General features: G+C 62.6%; 14 protein-coding genes. 3 read left to right on the top strand and 11 right to left on the bottom strand.

The features are described from left to right. The coding region (locus AKL28_RS20860; RefSeq protein ID WP_156226426.1) for a DUF1120 domain-containing protein at positions 1 to 261 on the bottom strand (261 nt) is incomplete at its 3' end. A 364-nt stretch (positions 262 to 625) separates the two neighbouring features. Here AKL28_RS20860 and AKL28_RS24050 point away from each other — a divergent pair. Beyond that, positions 626 to 1,618 carry a fimbrial protein gene (locus AKL28_RS24050; RefSeq protein WP_169801864.1) on the top strand — a complete coding sequence of 331 codons (993 nt, stop codon included), beginning with the start codon at positions 626 to 628 and terminating at the stop codon, positions 1,616 to 1,618. Positions 1,619 to 1,634: 16 nt separating this feature from the next. On the opposite strand, the gene AKL28_RS20855 is transcribed toward AKL28_RS24050, so the two are convergent. The 3 genes from AKL28_RS20855 to AKL28_RS20845 form a co-directional block, all read right to left on the bottom strand. Then, positions 1,635 to 3,110: a SulP family inorganic anion transporter gene (locus AKL28_RS20855; protein WP_050470254.1), complete on the bottom strand. Its 1,476-nt coding sequence runs from the start codon at positions 3,108 to 3,110 to the stop codon at positions 1,635 to 1,637. Between the two features lie 151 nt (positions 3,111 to 3,261). Continuing rightward, positions 3,262 to 4,842, bottom strand: coding sequence for a COG3904 family protein (locus AKL28_RS20850; RefSeq protein ID WP_050470253.1), 1,581 nt, complete (start codon positions 4,840 to 4,842; stop codon positions 3,262 to 3,264). Between the two features lie 63 nt (positions 4,843 to 4,905). Continuing rightward, positions 4,906 to 6,534, bottom strand: a complete 1,629-nt coding sequence (locus AKL28_RS20845) for a GAF and HD-GYP domain-containing protein (RefSeq protein ID WP_050470252.1) — start codon at positions 6,532 to 6,534, stop codon at positions 4,906 to 4,908. Between the two features lie 426 nt (positions 6,535 to 6,960). Here AKL28_RS20845 and AKL28_RS20840 point away from each other — a divergent pair, with 426 nt between their 5' ends. Further along, positions 6,961 to 7,734, top strand: a complete 774-nt coding sequence (locus AKL28_RS20840) for a 3',5'-cyclic-nucleotide phosphodiesterase (protein WP_050470251.1) — start codon at positions 6,961 to 6,963, stop codon at positions 7,732 to 7,734. 4 nt (positions 7,735 to 7,738) lie between these two features. Here AKL28_RS20840 and AKL28_RS20835 read toward each other — a convergent pair whose 3' ends face one another. From AKL28_RS20835 to AKL28_RS20820, 4 genes are all read right to left on the bottom strand, one after another. Further along, entirely contained in the window at positions 7,739 to 8,467 is a 729-nt protein-coding gene (locus AKL28_RS20835; protein WP_231602578.1) for a FecR family protein, read from the bottom strand. Positions 8,468 to 8,561: 94 nt separating this feature from the next. Continuing rightward, complete coding sequence (locus AKL28_RS20830) at positions 8,562 to 12,893, bottom strand: beta strand repeat-containing protein (protein WP_050470249.1); 4,332 nt, start codon at positions 12,891 to 12,893, stop codon at positions 8,562 to 8,564. Position 12,894: 1 nt separating this feature from the next. Next, positions 12,895 to 14,547 (bottom strand): ShlB/FhaC/HecB family hemolysin secretion/activation protein, encoded by a 1,653-nt coding sequence (locus tag AKL28_RS20825; protein ID WP_231602567.1) that lies wholly within the window; start codon positions 14,545 to 14,547, stop codon positions 12,895 to 12,897. Positions 14,548 to 15,023: 476 nt separating this feature from the next. After that, on the bottom strand, positions 15,024 to 17,297 hold the full coding sequence (locus AKL28_RS20820; RefSeq protein ID WP_050470256.1) for a CHASE2 domain-containing protein: 2,274 nt from the start codon (positions 17,295 to 17,297) through the stop codon (positions 15,024 to 15,026). A gap of 218 nt (positions 17,298 to 17,515) precedes the next feature. On the opposite strand from AKL28_RS20820, the gene AKL28_RS20815 reads away from it, so the two are divergent. After that, positions 17,516 to 18,358, top strand: coding sequence for an aldo/keto reductase (locus AKL28_RS20815; protein ID WP_050470247.1), 843 nt, complete (start codon positions 17,516 to 17,518; stop codon positions 18,356 to 18,358). On the opposite strand, the gene AKL28_RS20810 is transcribed toward AKL28_RS20815, so the two are convergent. From AKL28_RS20810 to AKL28_RS20800, 3 genes are all read right to left on the bottom strand, one after another. Further along, on the bottom strand, positions 18,355 to 19,023 hold the full coding sequence (locus AKL28_RS20810) for an aspartate/glutamate racemase family protein (RefSeq protein ID WP_050470246.1): 669 nt from the start codon (positions 19,021 to 19,023) through the stop codon (positions 18,355 to 18,357). The two genes, AKL28_RS20815 and AKL28_RS20810, sit on opposite strands and share 4 nt — an antisense overlap. 37 nt (positions 19,024 to 19,060) lie before the next feature. Then, the gene (locus tag AKL28_RS20805; RefSeq protein ID WP_050470255.1) at positions 19,061 to 20,506 is read right to left on the bottom strand and encodes an MFS transporter; all 1,446 of its coding nucleotides are present in this window, start codon (positions 20,504 to 20,506) and stop codon (positions 19,061 to 19,063) included. Positions 20,507 to 20,978: 472 nt separating this feature from the next. Beyond that, a complete protein-coding gene (locus AKL28_RS20800; protein WP_050470245.1) occupies positions 20,979 to 21,824 on the bottom strand; it encodes a MurR/RpiR family transcriptional regulator in 846 nt (281 codons plus the stop codon). Positions 21,825 to 21,920 lie beyond the last annotated feature (96 nt).

Raw genomic sequence — 21,920 nt, 5'->3', positions numbered from 1 at the left:
GGCCATCTTGACCGGAGCTTCGCAGGTAATCGAGAACGGTACTTCCTTGGTGTCGAGAACCTTGTTGGTGCCCGTAGCCAGGGAGCCGGCGATGATGTTGCCGTAGTCGACCACGGCCGAACCGGCGCCGATGGTGGGGGTGCAGGCAACCGGCTTGATCACGCCGGTGACCTTCAGTTCGGCGGTGGGGCCGGCCGAGGCGGCTGCAGAGGCCAGGGCGGCGATGGCGATGAAAGCGGAACGGGCGATGACGTTTTGCATGATTTTCCTCGGTTCGATAGAGAGTTGGATTCATGTGCATCGCGCTGTTGCCGACTTCGTTTGCTTGATGCAGTGACGTCAGTTTGCCCATTCGCCTCTCGCGTTTATATGAGAAAAGTCTCAAAACATCTACGCTACGAATCCAAAGCGGAGAGCTCTCCTGCACCACCACGAACATCGCTTATCGAACCTACTCTGGAAATTTGATGCAATCACTCTGGGGAGAGGGAACATGGCCGTCTCTTTTAGGAGTTTTCTCATGTATCCGATCAAGCAAGAAGAAGACAATCCAGCAATCTTCTCTCCCAATTCTTAAGACGACGCCATCGACGCGGATGTATCTATGTTTTTCATGGAGTTATGTATGGCCAGCCATGGTCGATTCTTGCGATCGAAAAATTTCTTGATAGTGTTTTTGTTCTTTTTTTCCGCGGCAGCTTACGGGGACAATACAACCTGTAGAGCAATTCGCAATCGAGATTTAACACCGCCTGTTATCACAAAGGAAATGCTTTCACGAGTCAGTGTTGGCACAGAGGTCGGTCGTGTTTCAACTACCATCGAATGGACCTGTACGGATCCTGACAGAGAGAATTTTGAGGTTAGTTTCGCGGCTTTTAACATTGGCACCTCTTATACCGACCCATTCTTGAGCTACTCGGTAATCGTCGATAACGGTGCAGAAATAAGCAACGCAACAGGTGGGAATAACTCAATCCCTCAAGGTTACTCGAACAACGGAACCATAAGGAAAACCAACAACGTCACGCTTATTCTCAGAAAAAAATCTGATAGCGGAGACGTCGGTCGCTATCCCAATGATGGGCGCCACTTCGTATTAAGCCTATATACAACTATCAGACGCCCTAATGGGAGTATGTATGGAACTGGTCGTCCAATTTTGTACGTTGGCGCGGCGGCATCGCCGCCAGGCGGCGGCGGGACCTGTCGTATTAGTGTCGGAGATACCAATAAATCCGTTGCTCTGCCATCGGTGAAGACATCTGATTTCCTATCCGTTGGAAGTGTGGCAGGCGCGACGGCGTTCAGCATTACCGTGGAGGAATGCAGTACGAGTGTCCGATCAGCGCGGTTTACCTTCAGTGGAACGGCAGCACCTAACAATAGCGACTATTTTGCGAACACAGGTACTGCTTCTGGTGTCGCTCTGCGTCTGACCGCGCAACGTAGTGGCGCAGTAGTTACACCGACAGGGTCGGCAGCAAGTGTGACTGAGCCGATCTCGACCGAGCTTAGGCGTGGAAGCCTGTCTATGGTGGCCAATTATGCAAGAACTGGCACGATGAATCCCGGCACCCTGCGTTCCATCGCCACGGTCACCATCAACTATCAATAAATCGGATATTTCGCGTTCAGGCGATACCGGCCCGCTGCAACAGCACCTGGCAACGCCTGGACAAGGATTCCAACCGCAATTCCTTGCCGGCCCTGGCATAGCGTTCGCTCAGCGTCTGCACCGCCGCAATCGCCGAATGATCCGCCAACCGTACATAACGGCAATCCAGCACCACCTTCTGTGGATCGCGTTGCGGATCGAACAGTTCGAGAAAGTGTGCGGACGAAGCGAAGAACAGCGTACCGTGCGGCAGGTAGGTGCGTGAACCGTCGGCGTTGTCGACGACATCGGCGCGGATCTCGCGCGCATGCTCCCAGGCGAAGTTGAGCGCGGCGATCACGATGCCGCACAGCACCGCCACGGCCAGGTCGGTAAAGACCGTGATGATGGTCACGGCGACGATCACAATGGCGTCATTCTTCGGCACCTTGCCCAGCACCCGCAGCGAACCCCAGGCAAAGGTCTCCTGCGCCACCACGAACATCACGCCGGCCAAGGCGGCCAAAGGGATGCGTTCGATGGCCGGCGACAGGAACAGGATGAACATCAGGATCATCACCCCTGCCACCACACCGGAGAGGCGCGAACGGCCGCCCGAGCCGAGGTTGATCATGGTCTGGCCGATCATGGCGCAACCGCCCATGCCGCCGAACAGGCCCGACACCACGTTGGCCGCGCCCAGCGCCAGGCATTCCCGGTTGGGCTGGCCGCGGGTGGCGGTGATCTCGTCGGTGAGGTTGAAGGTGAGCAGGGTTTCCAGCAGGCCGACGATGGCCATCAGCACCGCATATGGGGCGATGATGCGCAGGGTCTCCAGGTTCATCGGCACTTCGGGGAAATGCCAGAGCGGCAGGCCGCCGGCGATCCTGGCCATGTCGCCCAGTGTCGGCGTGTGCAGCCCCGTCAACTGCACCAACAGGCCGACGCCGAGGATGGCTACCAGCGCCGGCGGCACCGCTTTGGTCACGCGCGGCAGCAGCCAGGTGATGAGCATGGTGAGAAAAGTCAGGCCCAGCATGATGGCCAGCGGCATGCCTTGCAGCCAGACCGGGCCGGCCGGGGTGTTGTGGCGGAAGTGTTCGAGTTGCGCCAGCGCGATCACGATGGCCAGGCCGTTGACGAAGCCCAGCATCACCGGGTGCGGCACCATGCGCACCAGCTTGCCCAGGCGCAGTGCGCCGAACAGCACCATTACCACGCCCGACAGCAGCACCGTGGCCAGGAAGTATTGCGCGCCATGTTGCGCCACCAGCGCCACGATCACCACCGCCATCGAGCCGGCAGCACCCGAGATCATGCCCGGCCGGCCGCCGAACAGCGCGGTGATGGTGCAGATGAAGAAAGCGCCGTACAGCCCCATCAGCGGATTCAGCTGGGCCACCAGGGCGAACGCGATGCATTCGGGCACCAGCGCGAAGGCGGTGGTCAGGCCGGCGAGCGTGTTCTGGCGGAAGTCGCGCAGGGACGAAGGGAAAACGGGGGAGTTGGTCATGGCGGCAGCAAAGGCCCGTCGCAAGTGACAGGGCGGTTCGAATCTGGATCTGGGAGGCATTGCCGGCGGCCGCCAGCATACGGTGAAGGCGCCATTTTACCTCGCCGCAACAGCGCCACAGGGCGCAACCGGATGGCGCGGTGGTGGCGCGTTACTCGCCGCGCGAATACAGCACCCGCAGCGCGATCTTGCGTTCATCAGGCGGCAATTCGCTGACCGCGCGCAGATAGGAGATCGAAGCGTCGCAAGTCGCATCCGGGTCGGCCTGGCGGCGCTCCGGCGAAGACAGCAGCCGGAGCTGCTCCTGGGACAGCGGCGCCAGTGCGCGGCGGATCACGCGGGTGCGTTCGCCCAGCGTGAAGCGTACCGCGTTGGCCGGGTCGGCGTCGCGGAACAGGCGCTGGGTCATCGCCATCTCGCGGTTGGCGAATTCCTGCGGCAGCGCGGCTTGCGGCGTTTCGCGGCCGGCGGCGGCGTCGGCGCGCGAATGCGGATAGATCAGTTCGGTGCATGCCGCCGCGCTGATGCCGCGCAGCGCCACGGCCTGGTCCAGTACCAGTTGCTGGAATTCCTGCAGCGACTCGTCCGAGGCAATGGGCAACAGTTTGCGGCTGAGGATGCCGACCTGCTCGCGCCCAACCGCCAGGATCTCGGCGTCGGAGGCGTGCGCCTGGGCCCGCGCCCAGGCCAGGTCGACCATGCGCGCGAAATCCTTGGGGTGATAGCGCGCCATGATGTCGAACAGCGCGCCTTTCTTGAACTCTTCCTCCAGGATGTCGCGCGAGGTGGCGATGGTCGCCAGCTGCGCGGTTTCGCCGCCGGGCGCCAGGCGCGTAAGCACGCCGGCCTGCAGCATCCGGCCCTGCTCGGGATACCAGCTCTTGTTGGACGGCGTATCGGCGATGCGCTCGATGAAATCATGCGGCAGGCCCAGCTTGCCGTAGGTGTCGAAGGTCAGGTTGCGGTCGAACGTCTTGTTGATGCGGTCGTCGCCGCCCACCGTGTAAAGCGTATGGAAACCGATGTGCGCACGCGGGTCCATGGCACGGTCGCGGCCGGCCATGAAGGCCAGCGTGCACGAGGACGAACACTCCTGCTCGACATAGGTATTGAGGCCGTGGCGGCGGATCACATCGCCCACCAGCTTGCCCTCGCGCACCCAGCCGCCGGCCGAATACAAGACCACGGTGGTGACCGATGGCTCTGCCTGCAGCAGGCGCTCCAGGCCATCGGCGGCGCCGTCGTTCATGCCCCCCTGCAGCAGGATGGACTTGCCGTCGACCCGCAACTGGTAAACCACCGGCGGCCCCAGCTGCTTGCCGCGGGCGATATCGAACTGTTCGCGGAAAGAATGGGAAGCGCGCCAGGTACTGGAGACCAGGCTGATGGCGCCAAACACGATCAGCACCTTGACCGCGACCTCGGCCCAGCGCCGTCCGCCGCGCGCCACATGCCGGCTGGCCGACATCCAGCAGCCGCGCACGCCCCAGATCCATGCGAGATAGCTGAAAGCGGCGATCGCCAATACGCCGCCCACGCCGTAGCGCGCCGGCATGTCATTGGTCAGCCGCGCCAGTACCGAGATGGAGAATGCCGGCAACAGCGACGACAGCAGCACCGTATGCAGCCAGTAGGACCGGGCGAGCGAATAGTCGCCGCGCCAGTGGCGGCTGATGAAATTACCTCTCCGGGTAGCTGCGGATGTCGCTGGACGGGTTACTGCCTGAGACACGTATTACGTTCCTTGATGAATGCCTATGCCCGAGTTGGCGGTAGCCTCTTTTATATCGTGAATCTAAGGCGCGTGCCCAGGAATCTTCGACAAGTCGACCTCGTCGATCTGGCTGGCATGCATGAACTTGTCGGCGTACTGCTGGTAGACCTTGTTGCGGATGAAGATATCGAACAGGTCCGGGTCGATGTGGTCGCGCGCACGGAAACCGGCCAGGATATCGATCGCCTCGTTGAGCGTGTTGCCGCGCTTGTAGGGGCGGTCGGCGGCGGTGACGGCCTCGAAAATATCGGCCACCGCCATGATGCGCGCCGGCACCGACATCTGGTCGCGCGTGAGGCCCTTGGGGTAGCCCTTGCCGTCCATGCGCTCGTGGTGGCCGCCGGCATATTCGGTGACGTTGCGCAATTGCTTGGGCCAGGGCAGCGATTCCAGCATCCTGATCGTGATCACGATGTGGTTGTTGATGATCTGGCGTTCAGCATCGTTCAAGGTGCCGGCGCGGATGCGCAGGTTGCCGGCTTCTTCCTCGTCCAGCAAATTGCGCACCTGGCCGTCCGGGCCGCGCCATTGGCGGGCGGCGATGTCGAGCACGCGCTGCTGGTCTTCCGGCTTCATGCCTTCGGTGCCGATGTTGCTCTTGCGCAGGAAGGCGCGCTCGTCGTCCATCAGGGCGACCTCGGCTTGCAGGCGCGCATCCAGCTCGGCGCTTTTTTCCGGCGTGAGCGCGGCGCCCAGTGCGAGTTTTTCCTGCAGCACGCCGATCTCGGCGTCGCGCTTCAAGACCTCGAAACGGGTGTCGATCAGGTGGATGCGGTCGAAGATGGTTTCCATCTTGGTCGACTTTTCCACGATGTGCGTGGGCGTGCTGATCTTGCCGCAGTCGTGCAGCAAACCGGCCACCCACAGCTCGCGGCGGTCGGCATCGGTCATGCGGAAATCCGCCAGCGGGCCTTCGGTGGTTGCATGCGCCGCTTCGGCGATCATCATGGCCAGTTCCGGCACATGCTCGCAGTGGCGGCCGGTGTGCGGCGACTTTTCGCCGATGCCGATGTTGATCAGTTTGATGAAGCTTTCGAACAGGTTTTCCAGGCGACGGATCAGTTGCTGGTTGGTCATCGCGATCGAAGCCTGCGAGGCCAGCGCTTCGATGAAGTGCTGGTCGGTCTCGGAGAACGCGATCGTCTTGCCGGCCGCGCGGTCGGTAGCGTTGATCAACTGCAGCACGCCCAGCAGCTCGCCGCTGTGGTCTTGCATGGGCACGGTCAGGATCGATTGCGAGCTGTAGCCGTACTTCTCGTCGAACATGCGCATGCCGTTGAAATTGAAGCCGGTCGCCTGGTACACGTCGGGGATATTGACCGACTTGCGCGTGTTGGCCGCATAGGCGGCCACCGCCGAAAGGTTGGGCTCGCCGTCGGGCAGCCTGAGCGCGATGTTGGGGATCGAGATCGCCTTCCCGCTGCTGCCGCCCTGGTGCATCTTCAGGCTGCCGTTGACCGAGATGTAGAACTGCAGGCTGTTGTCGCTGTCATCGATGCGGTACAGGGTGCCGCCATCGGCTTGCGTGATGTCCATGGCGGTCAGCAGGATGCGCTCGAGCAGCAGCGGCAAGTCGCGGTTGTTGCTGAGCGCCATGCTCAGTTCGGTCAGTTGGTCCAGCCGGTAGGAAATGTCTCGGTGCTTGTCCATGGCGATTGCCGGTGCTGCAGTGGATGGAAAATCGGGGTCGGCTATTGCGGTTTTTTGTGCGCGCCGGCCAAGGCGCGGAGTCCGGCGTTTTTCCGGACACTCTACTCGCATTCTGGTGATTTTAAAGCCCGCCCGCGCCGGAGATTCCAGCGAGCTTGGGCCTAAATCGCCTGCAATTCTTCAGCTTACTCTTTTGAAATATTGCCGGGTGGATCATACCTGCACCAAATGGAGGAATACGCCCTGCTTCCCCGGTTTCTTTTCATTGATTTAGGGGCGCGGATAACTTAACATCGACCACTGTTGCATAGTTTGCCACATTTTGCGCAAACCCAGTCCCGGCGGGGGTTTCCGGGGTGCAATCAATGCTCGGCAGCCGCAATGGGGCGGACTTCCGGCCCATCACCATATTGAACGGCAAGTCACATGCGCGTAGAGATTCTCGGTTGCAGCGGCGGCATCGGCGGAAACGGCATGCGCACCACATCCCTGCTGGTCGACAACGATATCCTGATTGACGCCGGTACCGGCGTAGGCGACCTGTCGCTGGAGCGCCTGGCCGCGATCGACCATGTCTTCATCACGCACGCCCACCTGGACCATATCGCCTGCCTGCCGCTGATGGTCGACAGCGTGGGCGAACTGCGCGAACGCCCGGTCACGATGTACGCCACGCGCGAGACGCTGGAGATCGTCCGCAAGCACATCTTCAACTGGCAGATCTGGCCCGACTTCAGCCAGATCCCGACGCCGGAAAATCCCTTCCTGCGCTTTGCCGCCATCGCGGTCGGCCAGACCGTGACGCTGGGCACGCGCAGCATCACGCCGCTGCCGGCGACGCATACCGTGCCTGCCGTGGGCTATCACTTGCATAATCAGGCCAGCGGCGCCTCGCTCGCCTTCAGCGGCGACACCTGCATCTGCGATCCGCTGTGGGAATTCCTGAATACCATCGGCGACCTGCGCTACCTGATCATCGAAGCCGCCTTCGCAGACCGCGAGCGCGACCTGGCGCTCTTGTCCAAGCACCTGTGCCCCAGCCTGCTGCTGGATGAACTGGCAAAGCTGCGCGCGCGGCCGGAAGTGCTGGTCACCCACGCCAAGCCCAACCAGCAGGAGCAGATCGCCCTGGAAATCTCCGCAGGCAACAGCCCGCACCGGCCGCGCATGCTGGCGCCGGGCGTCACTCTCGAGTTCTAAAAACTCAACGCACCACGCAATCGACCGCTTGCCCCGATGTGCTTTGCTGGCTGGGTGATACCGGAGTGCTGAAACTCGGAGGAGGCGTGAACTTGATCCCCGGGTTCACGGGAACGATGATCGGCGGCACCTGCATGCTTGGTGTAAAACCGAATTGCCCCGCTTGGAAAAGTTGCGTGCCCCCGGGGTTGGTCAACACGATCGCCCCCTGAACCACATCCACATGCAAGCCGTTTTGCGGCGGTGTCCCGTTCGTTGTGGGTACGGCGCCACAATCGTTCTGGCAGAACAGCGCACCGAAATTGGTGCCGCGGATACCGATGGTCGCCGTCGGCGTGTCGAAGTTGACCGCCTCGTGGTTGCGCTTGCCGACCAGGCCGGTCACGGCGCGCAAGCCGCCCTTGACCAGGTTGATCGCCACTGAATCGTTTTCCGGTTTCTTTTCGTCGTAGACATACTTGGCTACCACCACCTCGCTGCCGGGACGCAGCACGATCTCGGCATCGTCCAGGAATTGCACCCGGGTATACGTCCCGCGCTCGGTAATGAGCGTATCGCCCTGGAGAATGGCCGACTTCACCGCCAGCACGGTGCGCGTCCCATCGGCGTGGCGGGCCGTGAGCAGGCCCGACAGATGCGTCACCGTACCCACGGCCTGCGATTGCGCTTGCGCCACACCGGCAATGGCCAGCAGCGCCAATGCCATCCACCACAAGGCCAGCCGCCGTGCCATGACTGTCCAACGAGAATAATTCAACGATTTCATACTGAGTCCTGAAAACCGGCGCCATCAACTGGCGCCCGGGAAAACCATACGATTCGGTGCATCAATTGCAATACAGCTTGGCCGCCTTGGGAGCGCCAGCAGCGTCCTTCGTGCTTTCCTTGTCTGCGGTGCCGCCGCCATCCGTCATGCTGACCTTCCCGGTCGAACTGGAAGTCTGCGTCGTGCTCTGCGTCAGGATCGCAATAATGCTGCTGATACTCTGCTGCTGCAGCCCCGGCGCCACGCCCTGTGCGCCCGCCGGGATTGGATCGGACGAGGGCGATGACGGGAGCGGTACCGGTATGCGTACCCCATTAGCATCAGTGATACTGACTCCTGGGGTGTAATTGAACGCCAAGGCCGACAACGTCGCCAGGCCTGGCGCCGAAGTCGCCACATTGGCGTTGAGGGTGAGGCTGTTGCCGGCGGAGAGCGCGACGTTGCCGCCCTGCGAGGACAGGAGGCCGTTGATGATCAGGTTGTCGTCACTGCTGTTGGCCGAACTGCCCGCCGTCAGCGCGATGTTGCTGCTGGCGTCCACGCCGCCCGAACCGATGGTCAATGGGCTGTGCGTCGACATGTTCACCGAACCGCTGCTGCCACGGGCCTTGATCAGGCCGGTGGCATTAATACCCAGCATGGCCAGCTTGTTGGCCGTACTGGTGGACGTGCCGTCTACCGCCGTGGGCAAGCTGCCCAGGAAGTCGGCATTCGAACCGATCGCCTCCGTGCGCATGGCGCCATAGTTCTCGATATTGATGCTGCCGTTGGCGGCATTGACGCCATTGATGGTCACCACGCTGGTGTCATCGGTATTGAGGTGGTTGAGCAGCGTGATATTGCCCTGGCCGCTGCTGTTGGCGGCAAAAGCGGCAATCTGGTTGTTGCTGTTGGCGCCGGCCAGGTTGATATTGCCGGTGGCCGATGCAATCAGTTGCTTGGTCACATGCAGCGAGGTGGATATGCTCATGCAGCTGCTGCCATACTGGCCAATATCACCGTTCTGCGCTTCCAGCACCAGGTTGTTGGCCGTGATATTGCCCACGGTCAGCGTACCGGAAGCCGAACTCAGTGCGGCATCGGCAAGGGTCATGTTACCGCCGCCCTGGTAGAAGCTGTCCGAGACGACCAGGCGCGAACCCGGATTGCCGGTGACGTTGCCGCTGTTCACGGTCATGCCGTAGAAACGCGCATTACCGCCGAGCACCAGATTGCCGCCAGCGACGCTGACATTGGCATTGGTGACGGCATTATTGAGGGTGAGCGTGGTGCCGCTGGTCGGACCAACGACCAGCAACAAATTGGGGCCATCGGTGTTCGTCGGCGAAGACACGGTGATGTCGCCGCTGCCCGAAGTCGAGGTGGCCACGGTCAGGCTGCTGCCGCCATACATGTCCAGCTTGCCGCCGTTGAGGACCAGCTTGTCGATAGTATCGGTACCGGAGCCATGATGCGCGCTCATGCCGCTCCCGATGACGACGGTATCGATCTGGGTCGGGATATACCCAGCCCCGCTCCAGCTCGCGAGGCTACCCCAGTCGGAATCGCCACCGCTGGCGGTCAACGTGGCCGAACCGGCCATGGCCAGTGTCAGGCCATTGGTAGTGGTGGCCTTGATCATCTGCTTGTTGCCGCCAATGGTCAGCACGTCGCCGGTCACGTTGCGGAAATAGGAGCCGGGAGCAAATTGCGCCCCGATGCTCGTGTCGAACACCTGATAGGAGGTACCCACCGGTGCCGTATAACCGTTGAGCAAGCGCGTCTGGAGCGTACCGCCCAAGCTTATTGTGCCGCAGCTCAGGAAGTTGATCTGGTCGTAACCCCCATTGGAGAAATCCAGCAATAGCTTGCTGCCGCTGCCAAGCGTCAGGTCGCCATCGATGTTCAGGGCGCCGACACTGCCGTCGCCGCCCGGCGCCAGCGTGCCGTTGTTGTTCAACGTACCGATCGTTCCTGTTCCACTGATCGTACCGTCAAACTGATTCTGCACCCCCGACGAAAAACGCACGCCGGCGTTGCCCTGCATGTTGAGGGTGCCGCTATTGGAAAAGGAAGTGCCGTTCAACGAGGCACCGTTGCTGACTGTGACCGTTCCCGTTGCGTCATTCTCCAGTGCTGCAATGGTGATTGCCATACCACCAACATTCATCGTGCCGGCATTGGCCACGGTGCCACTGTTGAAGGTGGACTGAGAGCCCAGGTTCAGCGTGGCGCCCAGGCTATTGATAAAGCCGTTCACCGTACTGATGGTGCTATTGGAAATCGAAAACTGGCCCGCATTGGTGATCTTGTCGGTGACGGTCACGGCGCCATCGCTCACCGTTGCCGTACCGCTATTGTTCAGCGTGCTGGCATTCAGCGTCGATACATTGATCGTGGCGGTACCGGTATTGGTCACAGCGCCAGCGTTAAGCGTCGAGCCGTTGCTCAAGGTCAGCGAGCCGCTGTTGTTGAATGCGGTCGCGGCGATGCCCTGGAACATGCTGGCCATCGTCATGCTGCCGCTGTTGGTGACGTTGCCCAGCGTGCCGCTGACGTTGGCCAGGTTCACCGTGCCCTGGTTGACCAGCTTGCCGCCGACGCTCAACGCAGAATTGTTGAGTCCGACCGTACCGCTGTTGTTCAAATCGCCGGCCAGGATCACACCGGCGTTATAGATGCTTGAAAGGGTACCGCCTGCCGCAATCGTGAGCGTGCGGGCGTTGAGCGTACCGCCCTGATCGAGGTTGATTGTGGCGCCATTATTGATGGCAATATTGCCGCTGCCGGTGTTGCTGCCGACGTCGAGAACACTGAGGACGCCGCCATTGAGCTTGATCGTCGCACCGCTGACATTCACCGTATGATCGCCGGCGATGCCGCTGTAGTTACTGTTGAGGTTCAGATTCAGTGCGCCGCTGGTGCTGGTGATGTCGGCATTGATGGCAATGCTGTTGTTCGCATTGAGCGTCAGGCCAGCTGACGAGCCGCTGGTCTTGTTGATCGCGCTATTGACGGTGATATTGCCGCCCGTCGACGAACCTCCGGCGCCAGTCGTCAATATCACGCTGATGCCATCGTTAAGCTGACCCGAAATCGAGCTGGCCCTGATCTGGGAACTGCTGCCCACCGAGGTAATGACATTCGAACCGCCGTCGCTGCCACTGGAAACGTTGCTGGAGCCACTGCTATCGGCAACCACTTCAAGATCGTAAGGATCGATATACCAGGTACCGCCCGCACCCACCCTCGGCGCCTTCACCACATCAAGCTGCTTCAAGCCCGACGTTTCCACATAGCCGCCCGGCCCGGCCGAGCCGGTAGCCGAAACGTTGCCGTCGATATAGGCCTGGTTGTCGGCATACAGCTTGATGTTGCCGCCGGCCGTGCCGTCGGCGCTGATGCTGGAGCTGGCCGTGGTCGTCAGGTTTTGCGAGGCACGCAGGAAAATGCGGCCGCCTTCGCGCACCACACTCGAAGCGCTGATGGTGCCGCTGTTGCTGATCAGGCCGGCGGCGATGCCGATGCGGCCGGCTTCGGCGGTAATGGCGCCCAGGTTGGTGACATTGCCGGTGTTGCCGGTGACGTTCACCGTCACGCCCGGCGTGGCGGTGTCGGCCAGCGTCACGGTTTCGCCAGCGGCCAGGATCACCTCGCCCTGCGGGCTCTGGATGATGCCGCCGTTGGTGACGCTGCTGCCGATCAGGTAGACGCTGCCACCGGTGGCGGACTTGATCGTGCCCTGGTTCTCCACCGAGCCGACCGTGCCCTGCTTGGAGAAGGTCAGCTTGCCGGCCAGGAAATCGCTGTCGTTGATGTTGAGCGTGGAGGCGATGAAGCGGCCGACATCGACCGTGCCGCCCGGGCCGATCAGGATGCCGTTCGGGTTATACAGCGCCACCAGGCCCGGTGCGGTCAGCTTGCCGTAGATCTGCGAAATGTCGCCGCCGGTCACCTTGGCCAGGAAGGCCGCCGCCGAACTGGGCTGGCTGATGTTGACGGCGGCGTCCGATCCGATCGAAAAGGACAGGAAATTGGCAATCGCCTGCGGCGAAAGCTGGTTGATGTTGAGGACGTTGCCGTTCTGCGTGAACACCACATTGCCGTTGACCACGCTCCAGCCCGCAGGCAGCGTACCCGGCGCAGGCATGGCGGCCAGCGCGCTGGTCTGCCAGGCGCCGCACACCGCGGCGGCGGCGACCGACACACGCAGCACCGGCGCCAGCACTTGGCGCCAGGATCGCTGCAAGAGGCGGCCCAATAGTGTCGGCAGAGGCTTGCGTGCACGCCAGCTCAGGGTCAGGCGGCGTTTGCCGAGACGCACCGTCAGCGACGGCGGCAACAGTTCGACCGCGGGCGGCACGCCGTATGCGGCCTGGCCTTCGGAAGCGGATGCGGGTACGGTATTTTTCATGTCAGAACCCCAGGGTAGCGCTCAGGTGGGCGTTCAGGTCGCCCCGTTTTTCCGTCTGCGAAGTGCCGGCGATGGAAACGCGCGCGACATCCAGGCGCAGGTTGAAGTCGCGCCCCACGTTGTAGCGCGCGCCGAAACCGATGCTGGCCACCGTCATGCTGGAGGCCAGCGCGCTGCCGGCGGTCTTGTTGTTGTAGCCGCGTCCGATGTCGTAGAACACCAGTAGCCGCAGGTTGCCCTTGAGCTCGCTCTTGGCCAGCAGTTCGGGCGTATAGGCTTCGGCGTTGACGAACGCGCCGCTGTCGGCCGATACCGCGCGTTCGGAGAAACCGCGCACGGCGGTCGAGCCGGCCAGGCCGAACTGCTCGGCCGGCACCAGCGGATCGGGCGCGTACTGCGCCGTGCCGGCCAGGCGCATCTGCCAGTCGCTGGCGAACGCCTTGAGCAGCGAAACGCCGCCGCGCGCGATGACGAAGTTGTCGGTCGTGTCGCGGTTGCCGGCGATAAAGGAATAATGGTCGGTACGGCCGCTGGTGCTGGTGTAGCTGGGGCCGACCGCCCAGTTGCGCGCGATGCCGACGTTGTAGTCGAGGATCTCGCCCACGCTCTGGCGCTGCGCGCTATAGGTGGCCGACAGCGGCAGCGTGGAATAAGGCTGGCAGGTGGAGAGCGCGATGCCGGCGAAGTTGCAGGTCGAGCCCAGCTTCTTGTAGTCGGCGCCGAACACCAGCTTGCTGGTCCATTCGCCGCTGCGGGCGAAGAAATGGTTCCAGCGAATTGCGTAGACATCGCCCTTGCCGGTGAAGCCGAACAGCGAGCCCAGCGTAGGCGAAGTGCCGCTGGTCACGTTGGATTTACCGTAGATGAAGTCCATGCTGTCGCCGATGCCGTACAGCGGCAGGCGATAGCCCAGCGAATACAGGTCGACCTTGGAGCCCGATGGGCTGTCGGGCGAAGTGGTGTACGCCAGCGTGCCGACATGGTCGCGGTTGAACAGGTTGGAATGCTGCAGGGCGACGCCGGTACGCCATTGGCCGGTTTCCGGGGAGCCGGTATTGTCCAGCGTGAGGATCACCCGGAACGGGTCGTTGTCGTTCACCGTGACCTTGGCATCGATCTTGCCATCGGCTTCGGCGCTGGAGAGTTCAACGTTGGCCTGCTTGGCCGGATTGTCGTTGGCCAGCTGCACCGATTCCGAAATCTTGCGCATATTGGGCGCCACGCCCGACTGCAATGCCGGCATGCTGGCGCGGATGTTCGCTTCGCTGAAATGCTTGTTGTCGACGACGGTGACCTTGCCGATCACGGTTTCCACCACCTGGATGTGCACCACGCCGGAAGTCAGCTCCTGTTCCGGCACATGGACCTGGACGGTGTTGTAGCCAGCCTTGCGATAAGCGTTTTCCAGCGCTTCCAGCGCCTGCTGTATATCGCCGTAGACGCGACCGGAGCCGGTGAAAGGCCCGACGCTCTGCTCGATCTGCTGTGCCGTGAGCAGGGTATTGCCGTCGATCTGGAAACGCTTGATCTCGAAGCGTTCGTCGGCGGGCGCCACTGCTGCTGTGGCGGCCTGCGGCGCGGCTTGCGCCATTGCCCCCAGCGCTGTCGTCGCCAGCGCCATCCCCATCAAATAATGCTGAAAGCCGTGTTTCATCATATGTGCGGGCGGTTGCCTGTACGGCCCGCCTCCCCTTTTTTTCTTTGATGCACGTCCGCAACGCTGCCGATGGCGGATCATGCCGGTTCGACCTGCTCCCTGAATCTCCGCCATCGGAATATCCTCCCCACGCTTGCCGCCCTGATACGCAAAACAGGCGCGCACGCGGCACGCTCCGTTGTGGCGGATGACAAACTGAAAACGATGGAATCCCTTAAAGCAGAATCGTCAGTACCGGTTGCCGATTCTTCTTGCCTGAAGCGACCGGCTATCGGGAAAACAACCCATCCTCTCCCGCAGCATGAGTGTTTCTTGACGCGTGTAAAGTATAGAGATTCAGTTCTTGAACGTCGACAAAATTCGATTAAAAAGCACGCCCGCACTGGTTTGCGGGTATTTTCACCACGTCGAATATTCCTTTATGGAAACTATCTTTTGTGTCTCGGTGTAAAGACGCGCCAACAATTGCCGTTTTATTTCGTGTCGAACGTAGTGACGCCGTCCCAATCGGCGGGAGGCGGATCGGTGCGATAGCGGGCGATGCGTTCGAGATACAGCGCATACAGGCCATGCGCCGATTTTTCCCGCAGTGCGAGAATTGCACGCTCGGCGTCATCCCAGCGCTGCGCGCGCAAGGCGGCCAGCGCCGCATGCCATTGCTCGACATCGGCGCGCAGGCCGGCATCGAGTTCACTGTCGGGCGCCAGCGGCTCAAAGATCGGCACCGGTTCGTTCTTGCCCTTGACGCGCACGCGGTCCAGCTCCCGGTAGGCGAAGCCCGGCGCAGCATCGCGCGTGGCCTGCCCGACCAGCACGCCCACGCCGTAGACCTTGGTAATCGACTCCAGCCGTGAAGACAGGTTGACCGCATCGCCCATGACCGTGTACGCCTTGCGGATCTTGGAACCCATGTCGCCCACGCGCATCGAGCCGGTATTCAAGCCGATGCCGATCTTCAGCGGCGGCCAGTTGCGCTTGACGAACTCCTGGTTCAGCGCGATGGTGGTCTGCTGCATCTTCAGCGCGGTGGCAACCGCGCGCGCGGCGTGGTCGGGCAGCTCCAGCGGCGCGCCCCAGAAAGCCATGACGGCGTCGCCGATGTACTTGTCCAGGGTGCCGCGGTTGCCGCGGATGTCTTCCGACATGGCGGTCAGGTAAAGGTTGATGTATTCACGCAGCTCGTTGGGCTGCAGGCCTTCGGAGATGGTGGTGAAGCCGCGCACGTCGGAGAACATCACGGTCAGCTCACGGATCTCGCCTTCCATGTTGTAGCTCTCGGGGTTGGCCGCCATTTCGGCCACCAGTTCGGGCGCCACATATTCGCCGAACAGGTTGACGATGGCTTTGCGGTTGCGGTACTCGAACAGGTAGCCCCAGCCCAGGTTGCAGACGAACAGCGCGGCGATCAGCAGCAAGGCGGTGGCCAGCGGCAGCACCAGGCCGCCGGCGTTGTACAGCCAGAAATTGAACGCGCCGATGCCGGCGCCGGCGGCCACCGTCAGCAAGATCGACATGAGCGGCCCCAGCATCGGCAACAGGATGCCCAGCACCAGGCCGATCACCAGGATCTGCACCATGTCGTAGCCAAGCGCGAATTCCGGACGCTGCTTGAAGTCGCCGTCGATGATGGAGGCAATCAGGTTGGCATGCACTTCCACGCCGGGATAGACGGGGCTGACCGGCGTGGCCCGCAAATCGTTCAAACCCGGCACGGTGGTGCCGACCAGCATGATGCGGCCATCCAGCTGGTCGTGCGGCACGCGGCCGCGGATCACGTCCACCGCCGGCACATAGCGGAAGGCGCCGCCCGCCGGCCCGCCACGGCCGCGGTAAGTGACCAGCGTGGTCAGGTGGCGCTCGACCGGGATGAACAGCGGATCGGGCTTGACATCGACTGCGATGGAATCGAGCGCGCCGTAGTCGCGCAATTGTTCGTCCGACAGCACAGCGTCGTTCTGCAGGAACACCGGCTTGATGCGCTTTCCGTTCAAGGCCACGCGCGCGGTGGCCAGCGCCAGCGACTCATAGAAGTTGTCCCCGACCTGGGCCACCAGCGGCACCGCGCGGATCAGGCCATCCTCATCGGGCAGCGGATTAAAGAAGCCGCCCGAACGCGCCGCCTGCTGCAGCTGCGGCAGGTTGGCGCCGTAGGCGCGCCAGTGCGTCACGTCCAGCCGGCGACCACCGAGGTCGGCCACGGTGAAGGCGGGCGCCGGCAGTTGTCCCTTGGCGATGGCGCCGGCTTCGTTGGACAGGTTATAGCCCATCACCACCGGCTGCCCCTTCAGGGCTTCGGCCAGGCGCGCGTCGTAATCCATCTGCGGCTTGAGGCTTTGCAGCTGGCGGGTGAATTGCGGCACATCCTTCAATTCGCCTTTCGCCAATTCTTCCAGGCGGGTATAGCCGGAACTGGTATCCGGTTCGGCGAACACCACGTCGAAACCCACCGATTGCGCCTGGTAGGTCTGCGTCATCTGCCTGACCATCTCGGCCACCACGTCGCGGCTCCAGGGCCAGCGGCCGATTTCGGCGATGCTTTTCTCATCGATATCGACGATGACGATACGCGGGTCCAGCTCGGCCTTGACCACCCGCATGCGCAAGTCGTAGAAGAACAGGTCCAGCCGCCCCACCCACTCGCCCGGCAGCATCCCGACGACCTGTGAAGCCGCCACACCGGTCAGCACCAGCGCAAGCAGCCAGCGTCCCCAATATTTGGCGCAAGCCTGACGCAAACGACGCAACATGATTTCCCCTTGGTTTTTCTTGGCTACGATCATGCCAGCAGTTGCCCGCGGCCACAATCGCGGCGCAGGCACGGCGCCACAAAGTTGCTGCAATGCATCGCCATGACGGGGATGTGCGGTGCGTGATGAACCCGGCGCAAAAATAGGTTCTAATGCATTTTCGTCGCCGAACATCAGTGCAGGCATCGCCGGCGGCATTCCCATCAGGAGGAGGACGCATGACGCAAATCCCGCTGGTCAGGCTGCGCAACGGCGACCAGGTGCCGGCCCTGGGCCAGGGCACATGGAACATGGGCGAATCTGCGGCACAGGCCGCGGCTGAAGTGAAGGCGCTGCAGGCCGGCATGGAGCTTGGCATGACGCTGATCGACACCGCCGAGATGTACGCCGACGGCGGCGCCGAACGCATCGTCGGCCGCGCCATCGCCGGTCGCCGCGACGAGGTCTATGTGGTCAGCAAGGTGCTGCCGCACAATGCCTCCAGGCGCGGCACCATCGCTGCCTGCGAAGCCAGCCTCAAGCGCCTTGGCACCGACCGGCTGGACCTCTACCTGCTGCACTGGCGCGGCTCGCACCCGCTGTCGGCCACGGTGGAGGCGATGCAGGCGCTGGTGGCACAGGGCAAGATCCGCGGCTGGGGAGTGAGCAACCTCGATACCGACGACATCGATGAATTGCTGGAAGAAGACAACGGCGGCCAGTGCCTGACCAACCAGGTGCTGTACAACCTGTCGCGGCGCGGCATCGAATACGACCTGCTGCCAGAATCGCTGGAACGCGGCGTGCCGATCATGGCCTACTCGCCGATAGAACAGGGACGCATCCTGAAGAATACCGCGCTGTCTGCCATCGCCCAGCGGCATGGCGTGACGCCGGCGCAGGTCGCCTTGGCATGGGTGCTGCGCCAACCCGGCGTGATCGCCATTCCCAAGGCGTCCGACAAGGAACACGTGCGGCAAAACCGCGCCTGCCTCGACATTACCCTAGCCGGCACCGACCTCAAGGAACTCGACGCCGCCTTCCCGCCGCCGCGCCGCAAGCAGCCCTTGGCGATGCTCTAAGCTACGGCTGTATCGAAGACGTCCAGCTGGCGCAGCAAGTCGCGTACAGCGGCCGGGATCGGAGCGATCACCGGCACCGTGAAACGCCGGGCCAATGCGATGGCGGCCTGGCCCAGCGGCCCGCCACCGATCACCACCGCCTGCGCGCCGTCCAGTTCCACGCATTCCTGCACCGACTGCGCCAGCGCCTCTTCCAGCGCCAGCGGGTCGGCCGCCAAGACGCGCGGATCACCCGCGGTCAGGCGAATGCCGGTGTACAGGCCGCCCAATCCCAGTTGCCGCGCCTTGGCCGCAATGGCCTCGGCCAGTTCCGGCGTGACCGTCGCCACGCCGAAACGCCGTCCGCCCTGCGCCGCTTCCAGCATCGACGCTTCGCAGATGCCTGCCACCGGCACCTTGCCAGCGGCACGCACACGCTCGATACCGGGGTCGCCGAAGGCGCTGACGATCACGCCGGCGCTATGGCGGCCGAACTCCTGCCAGTTGCGCTCCACCTCGGGCGCAGCCGCTTCCAGCTCGGCGCTGTTGACGATCATGCCCGGCCCGCTGCGCGCACTCGCCCCGCTGACCGAGAAGCCTGGCGGCAGCTCGGCGGCAGCGATGGCCACCATCATCTCGGTGGTGGCGGTGGAAGAGTTCGGATTGATCAGCAGGATATGACGCATGCTTGGCTCTGGGTAAAGTGGATCAACTGCGGTGGATTCAACTGCGGCCGACGACCGCGACCACCTCGGCCGGCGCGTGTACCGGCACATCCTCCAGCGGCGCGTCAGGCGACTTGCCGTAGGTTTCCGGCGCAGTACGCACTGCGATGGTGAAGATGCCGTACATCGATGCGATCATGCCGAACACGCCGGCCAGGCCGAAGGCGTCGAACAGGCGTCCCGCCACCAGCGGCATGAAGGCGCCGGCAGCCGTGCCGGTAGCCAGGATGAAAGCGGTGCCGAAGGCGCGCACGCGGGTCGGATACAGCTCGGGGGCGAAGATCCAGATAGTGGTGTTCAACAACAGTACGAAGAACTGGAACACTGCGCCGGCCACCAGGATCATGGCGATGTTCTTGGCCACGAAGCCGATCGCCAGCGCCGCCGCACAGGCGCAGACGGCGCCAATGGTCAGCACGCGCTTGCGCGGCATGTGGAAACCGAAGGCCGAGGCCGCGATCGCGCCCAGCAGGCTGCCGCTTTGCATCACCATCGTGAAGAGCAGGCTCTTGGACATGCTGTAGCCCAGGCTGACCAGGATGGTAGGCATGAGGGTGAGCACCGAGATCTGCGCGCCATAGGTCATCCAGATGGCAATGCACAACGGCACGGTGCGGCGCGCCAGCGGTCCCTGGAAAATTTCCATCGAACGCACCTTCACGCGCTCCGCCTGCTCGCGGCGGCCATCGTCGGCAATCCACGCCGCCGCTTCAGGCGCGGGGCCGGACAGCTTGCCGCTGGCCAGACGCGACAGCACCTGGTTGGCTTCAGCGATCTTGTGCCGCGACAGCAAAAAGCGCGGCGTCTCCGGGATGTAGCGACGATAGAAAGCCCCCAGCAAGGCCGGCAGCATCAGGCAGAGGAACAGCCAGCGCCAGCTGTTCTCACCGGGGAAAAGCGTAAACACCAGCAGGCCAAAAGCCGGCGCCAGGAAATTGCCCAGGCCACCGGCGCCAACGTTGACCAGCCCCACCGCGGTACCGCGGAACTTGCTGGAGCAAAACTCGGCCAGCATGGTGACGGCAATGGCGATCTCACCGCCCAGACCGAAACCGACGATGGCGCGGCCGATGGCCATGACTGTCAGGTCTGGCGCCATCGCACAGATGCCGGCGCCCAGCGTAAACAGCAGCAGGTCCAGGCTCAGCATCACACGGCGGCCATAGCGGTCGGCCACCAGGCCGGAGACGATGCGGCCGATGGCGGCACTGGCGAAGGTAACCGTATTCAACAGGCCGATGTCGGTAGTGGTGAGCCCCCATTGCTGCTTGAGCATGGGGCCGACCAGGCCGATGGCGTTCTGCTCGAAACTGTCGAACAGGCAACCGATCAGGATCAGGAAGATGATGGTGTGGTGCGAACGGGTGACGCCGATCTTGTCCAGCGCGCCGTCCAACTCGGCGATGCGCGGGGTATCCGGCGAAGAAAGTACGGGTCCAGCCATGGTCAGCTCCTCATGCGTGGGATGGCAAACGAAAGTCATGTTTCGGTTCTTGCTACTGCGTCATGGCTATTGGACCCCGGCGGCCGATACTGCCGCCGTTGCGTGATTTACTTTAGTCCAGCGCGCCAGAAAATGGAATAAAAATTTCACAATTAATTTTTTACTGAAATTTAAATTTCATTTCTGCAAGGCATACAGCAATCGCCGTGCCAACGTCCGGACCGGCATGCCATTGCTGCAATGGCGCCGATGTGGATGAGGAAAAACCGCGCTGGAAGCCGGATTTGCACGGACTGGAGAAGGAATGGCCTCTTGCCCGGATGCAAGCCCCGCCGAAGCAAGCCGCCTTCAATTGGTGAAGCAGGCTGCGCCGCCGCACCTGCAGCGTGCGGCGCCTGGAAGAAAATGGGGATTCAATCTGCCCGGAATACTGAAATCAAGATTCCAGGCAGGAAATTGGAAGGGAAAACGCTCAGTTGAAGTCGTCCAGCTCGTCATGGCCCTGCTCCACCGCCGCCAGGCGTTTGCGTCCGGCCGCTCCGCTGGCTTCGATGACCAGGGTGGCAAGCAGGTCGCACAGGGCCATCACGGCCACGTGGTTGTCCAGGGAACCGGGGCCGCGGCACTGGCATTGCAGCGACCAGGTGGCGCCGGCGTAATCGGGTGAGGCCTGGTCGCTGATATAGAGGATGCGGGCGCCGGCACGGCTGGCGGCATCCAGCACCCGCTCCATCTGGCGTGTCTGGCGGCGCGTGCCGAACACGATCACGCAATCGCGCTCGGTCAGGCCGGCGGTATGTTCGGCCACCGTCTCGCCGGGGCCGGGGATGGCGGTCACGTGCGGCAGCACCTGGATGATCTGCCAGCGCAAATAGACCGCGAAGGCGTGGCTGCTGCGGCTGCCGAATACCAGCACCTGCGGCGCGCCGGCAATCGCCTTGGCGATCTCGGCCATGCCGGCATCGGACAGGCGTTCGAAAGTGCCGGCCAGGTTGGCCTGCGATTGCTGGAAATGTGCGGCCACCGATTTGACATGGCGCGCCGCGCCCGAGGATGGCTGGAACAGCGGCGAACCGACTTCCTGTTCCTCGCGCACAAGGCGGCGTGCCTCTTCATAACTGTCGTAACCGATGTGGCGGATGAAGCGGCTCACCGTCGAGGGCGACACGCCGGCCAGCTGCGCCAGCTCGTTGCCGGCATAACTGGCCAGCTCGCCGGGAAACTCCAGCAGGAAATCCGCCAGCTGGCGCTCGGTGGCCGACAGCTCATCAAGCTTGCTGCGCACGCGGCGCACGAAGGATTCGGAAGAAGGTCTCATGAAGTGCTGGCGGCCAATCCTAGAGTCACGATCGGCGCATTGTATAGCAGTGCTGTCGATTTCTTCGTTTCATGATGTTTAACGACGTCACTGCAA

Source organism: Herbaspirillum chlorophenolicum, assembly GCF_001189955.1.
GTDB lineage: Bacteria > Pseudomonadota > Gammaproteobacteria > Burkholderiales > Burkholderiaceae_D > Herbaspirillum > Herbaspirillum chlorophenolicum.
This window is presented reverse-complemented; position numbering and strand designations above follow the sequence as displayed.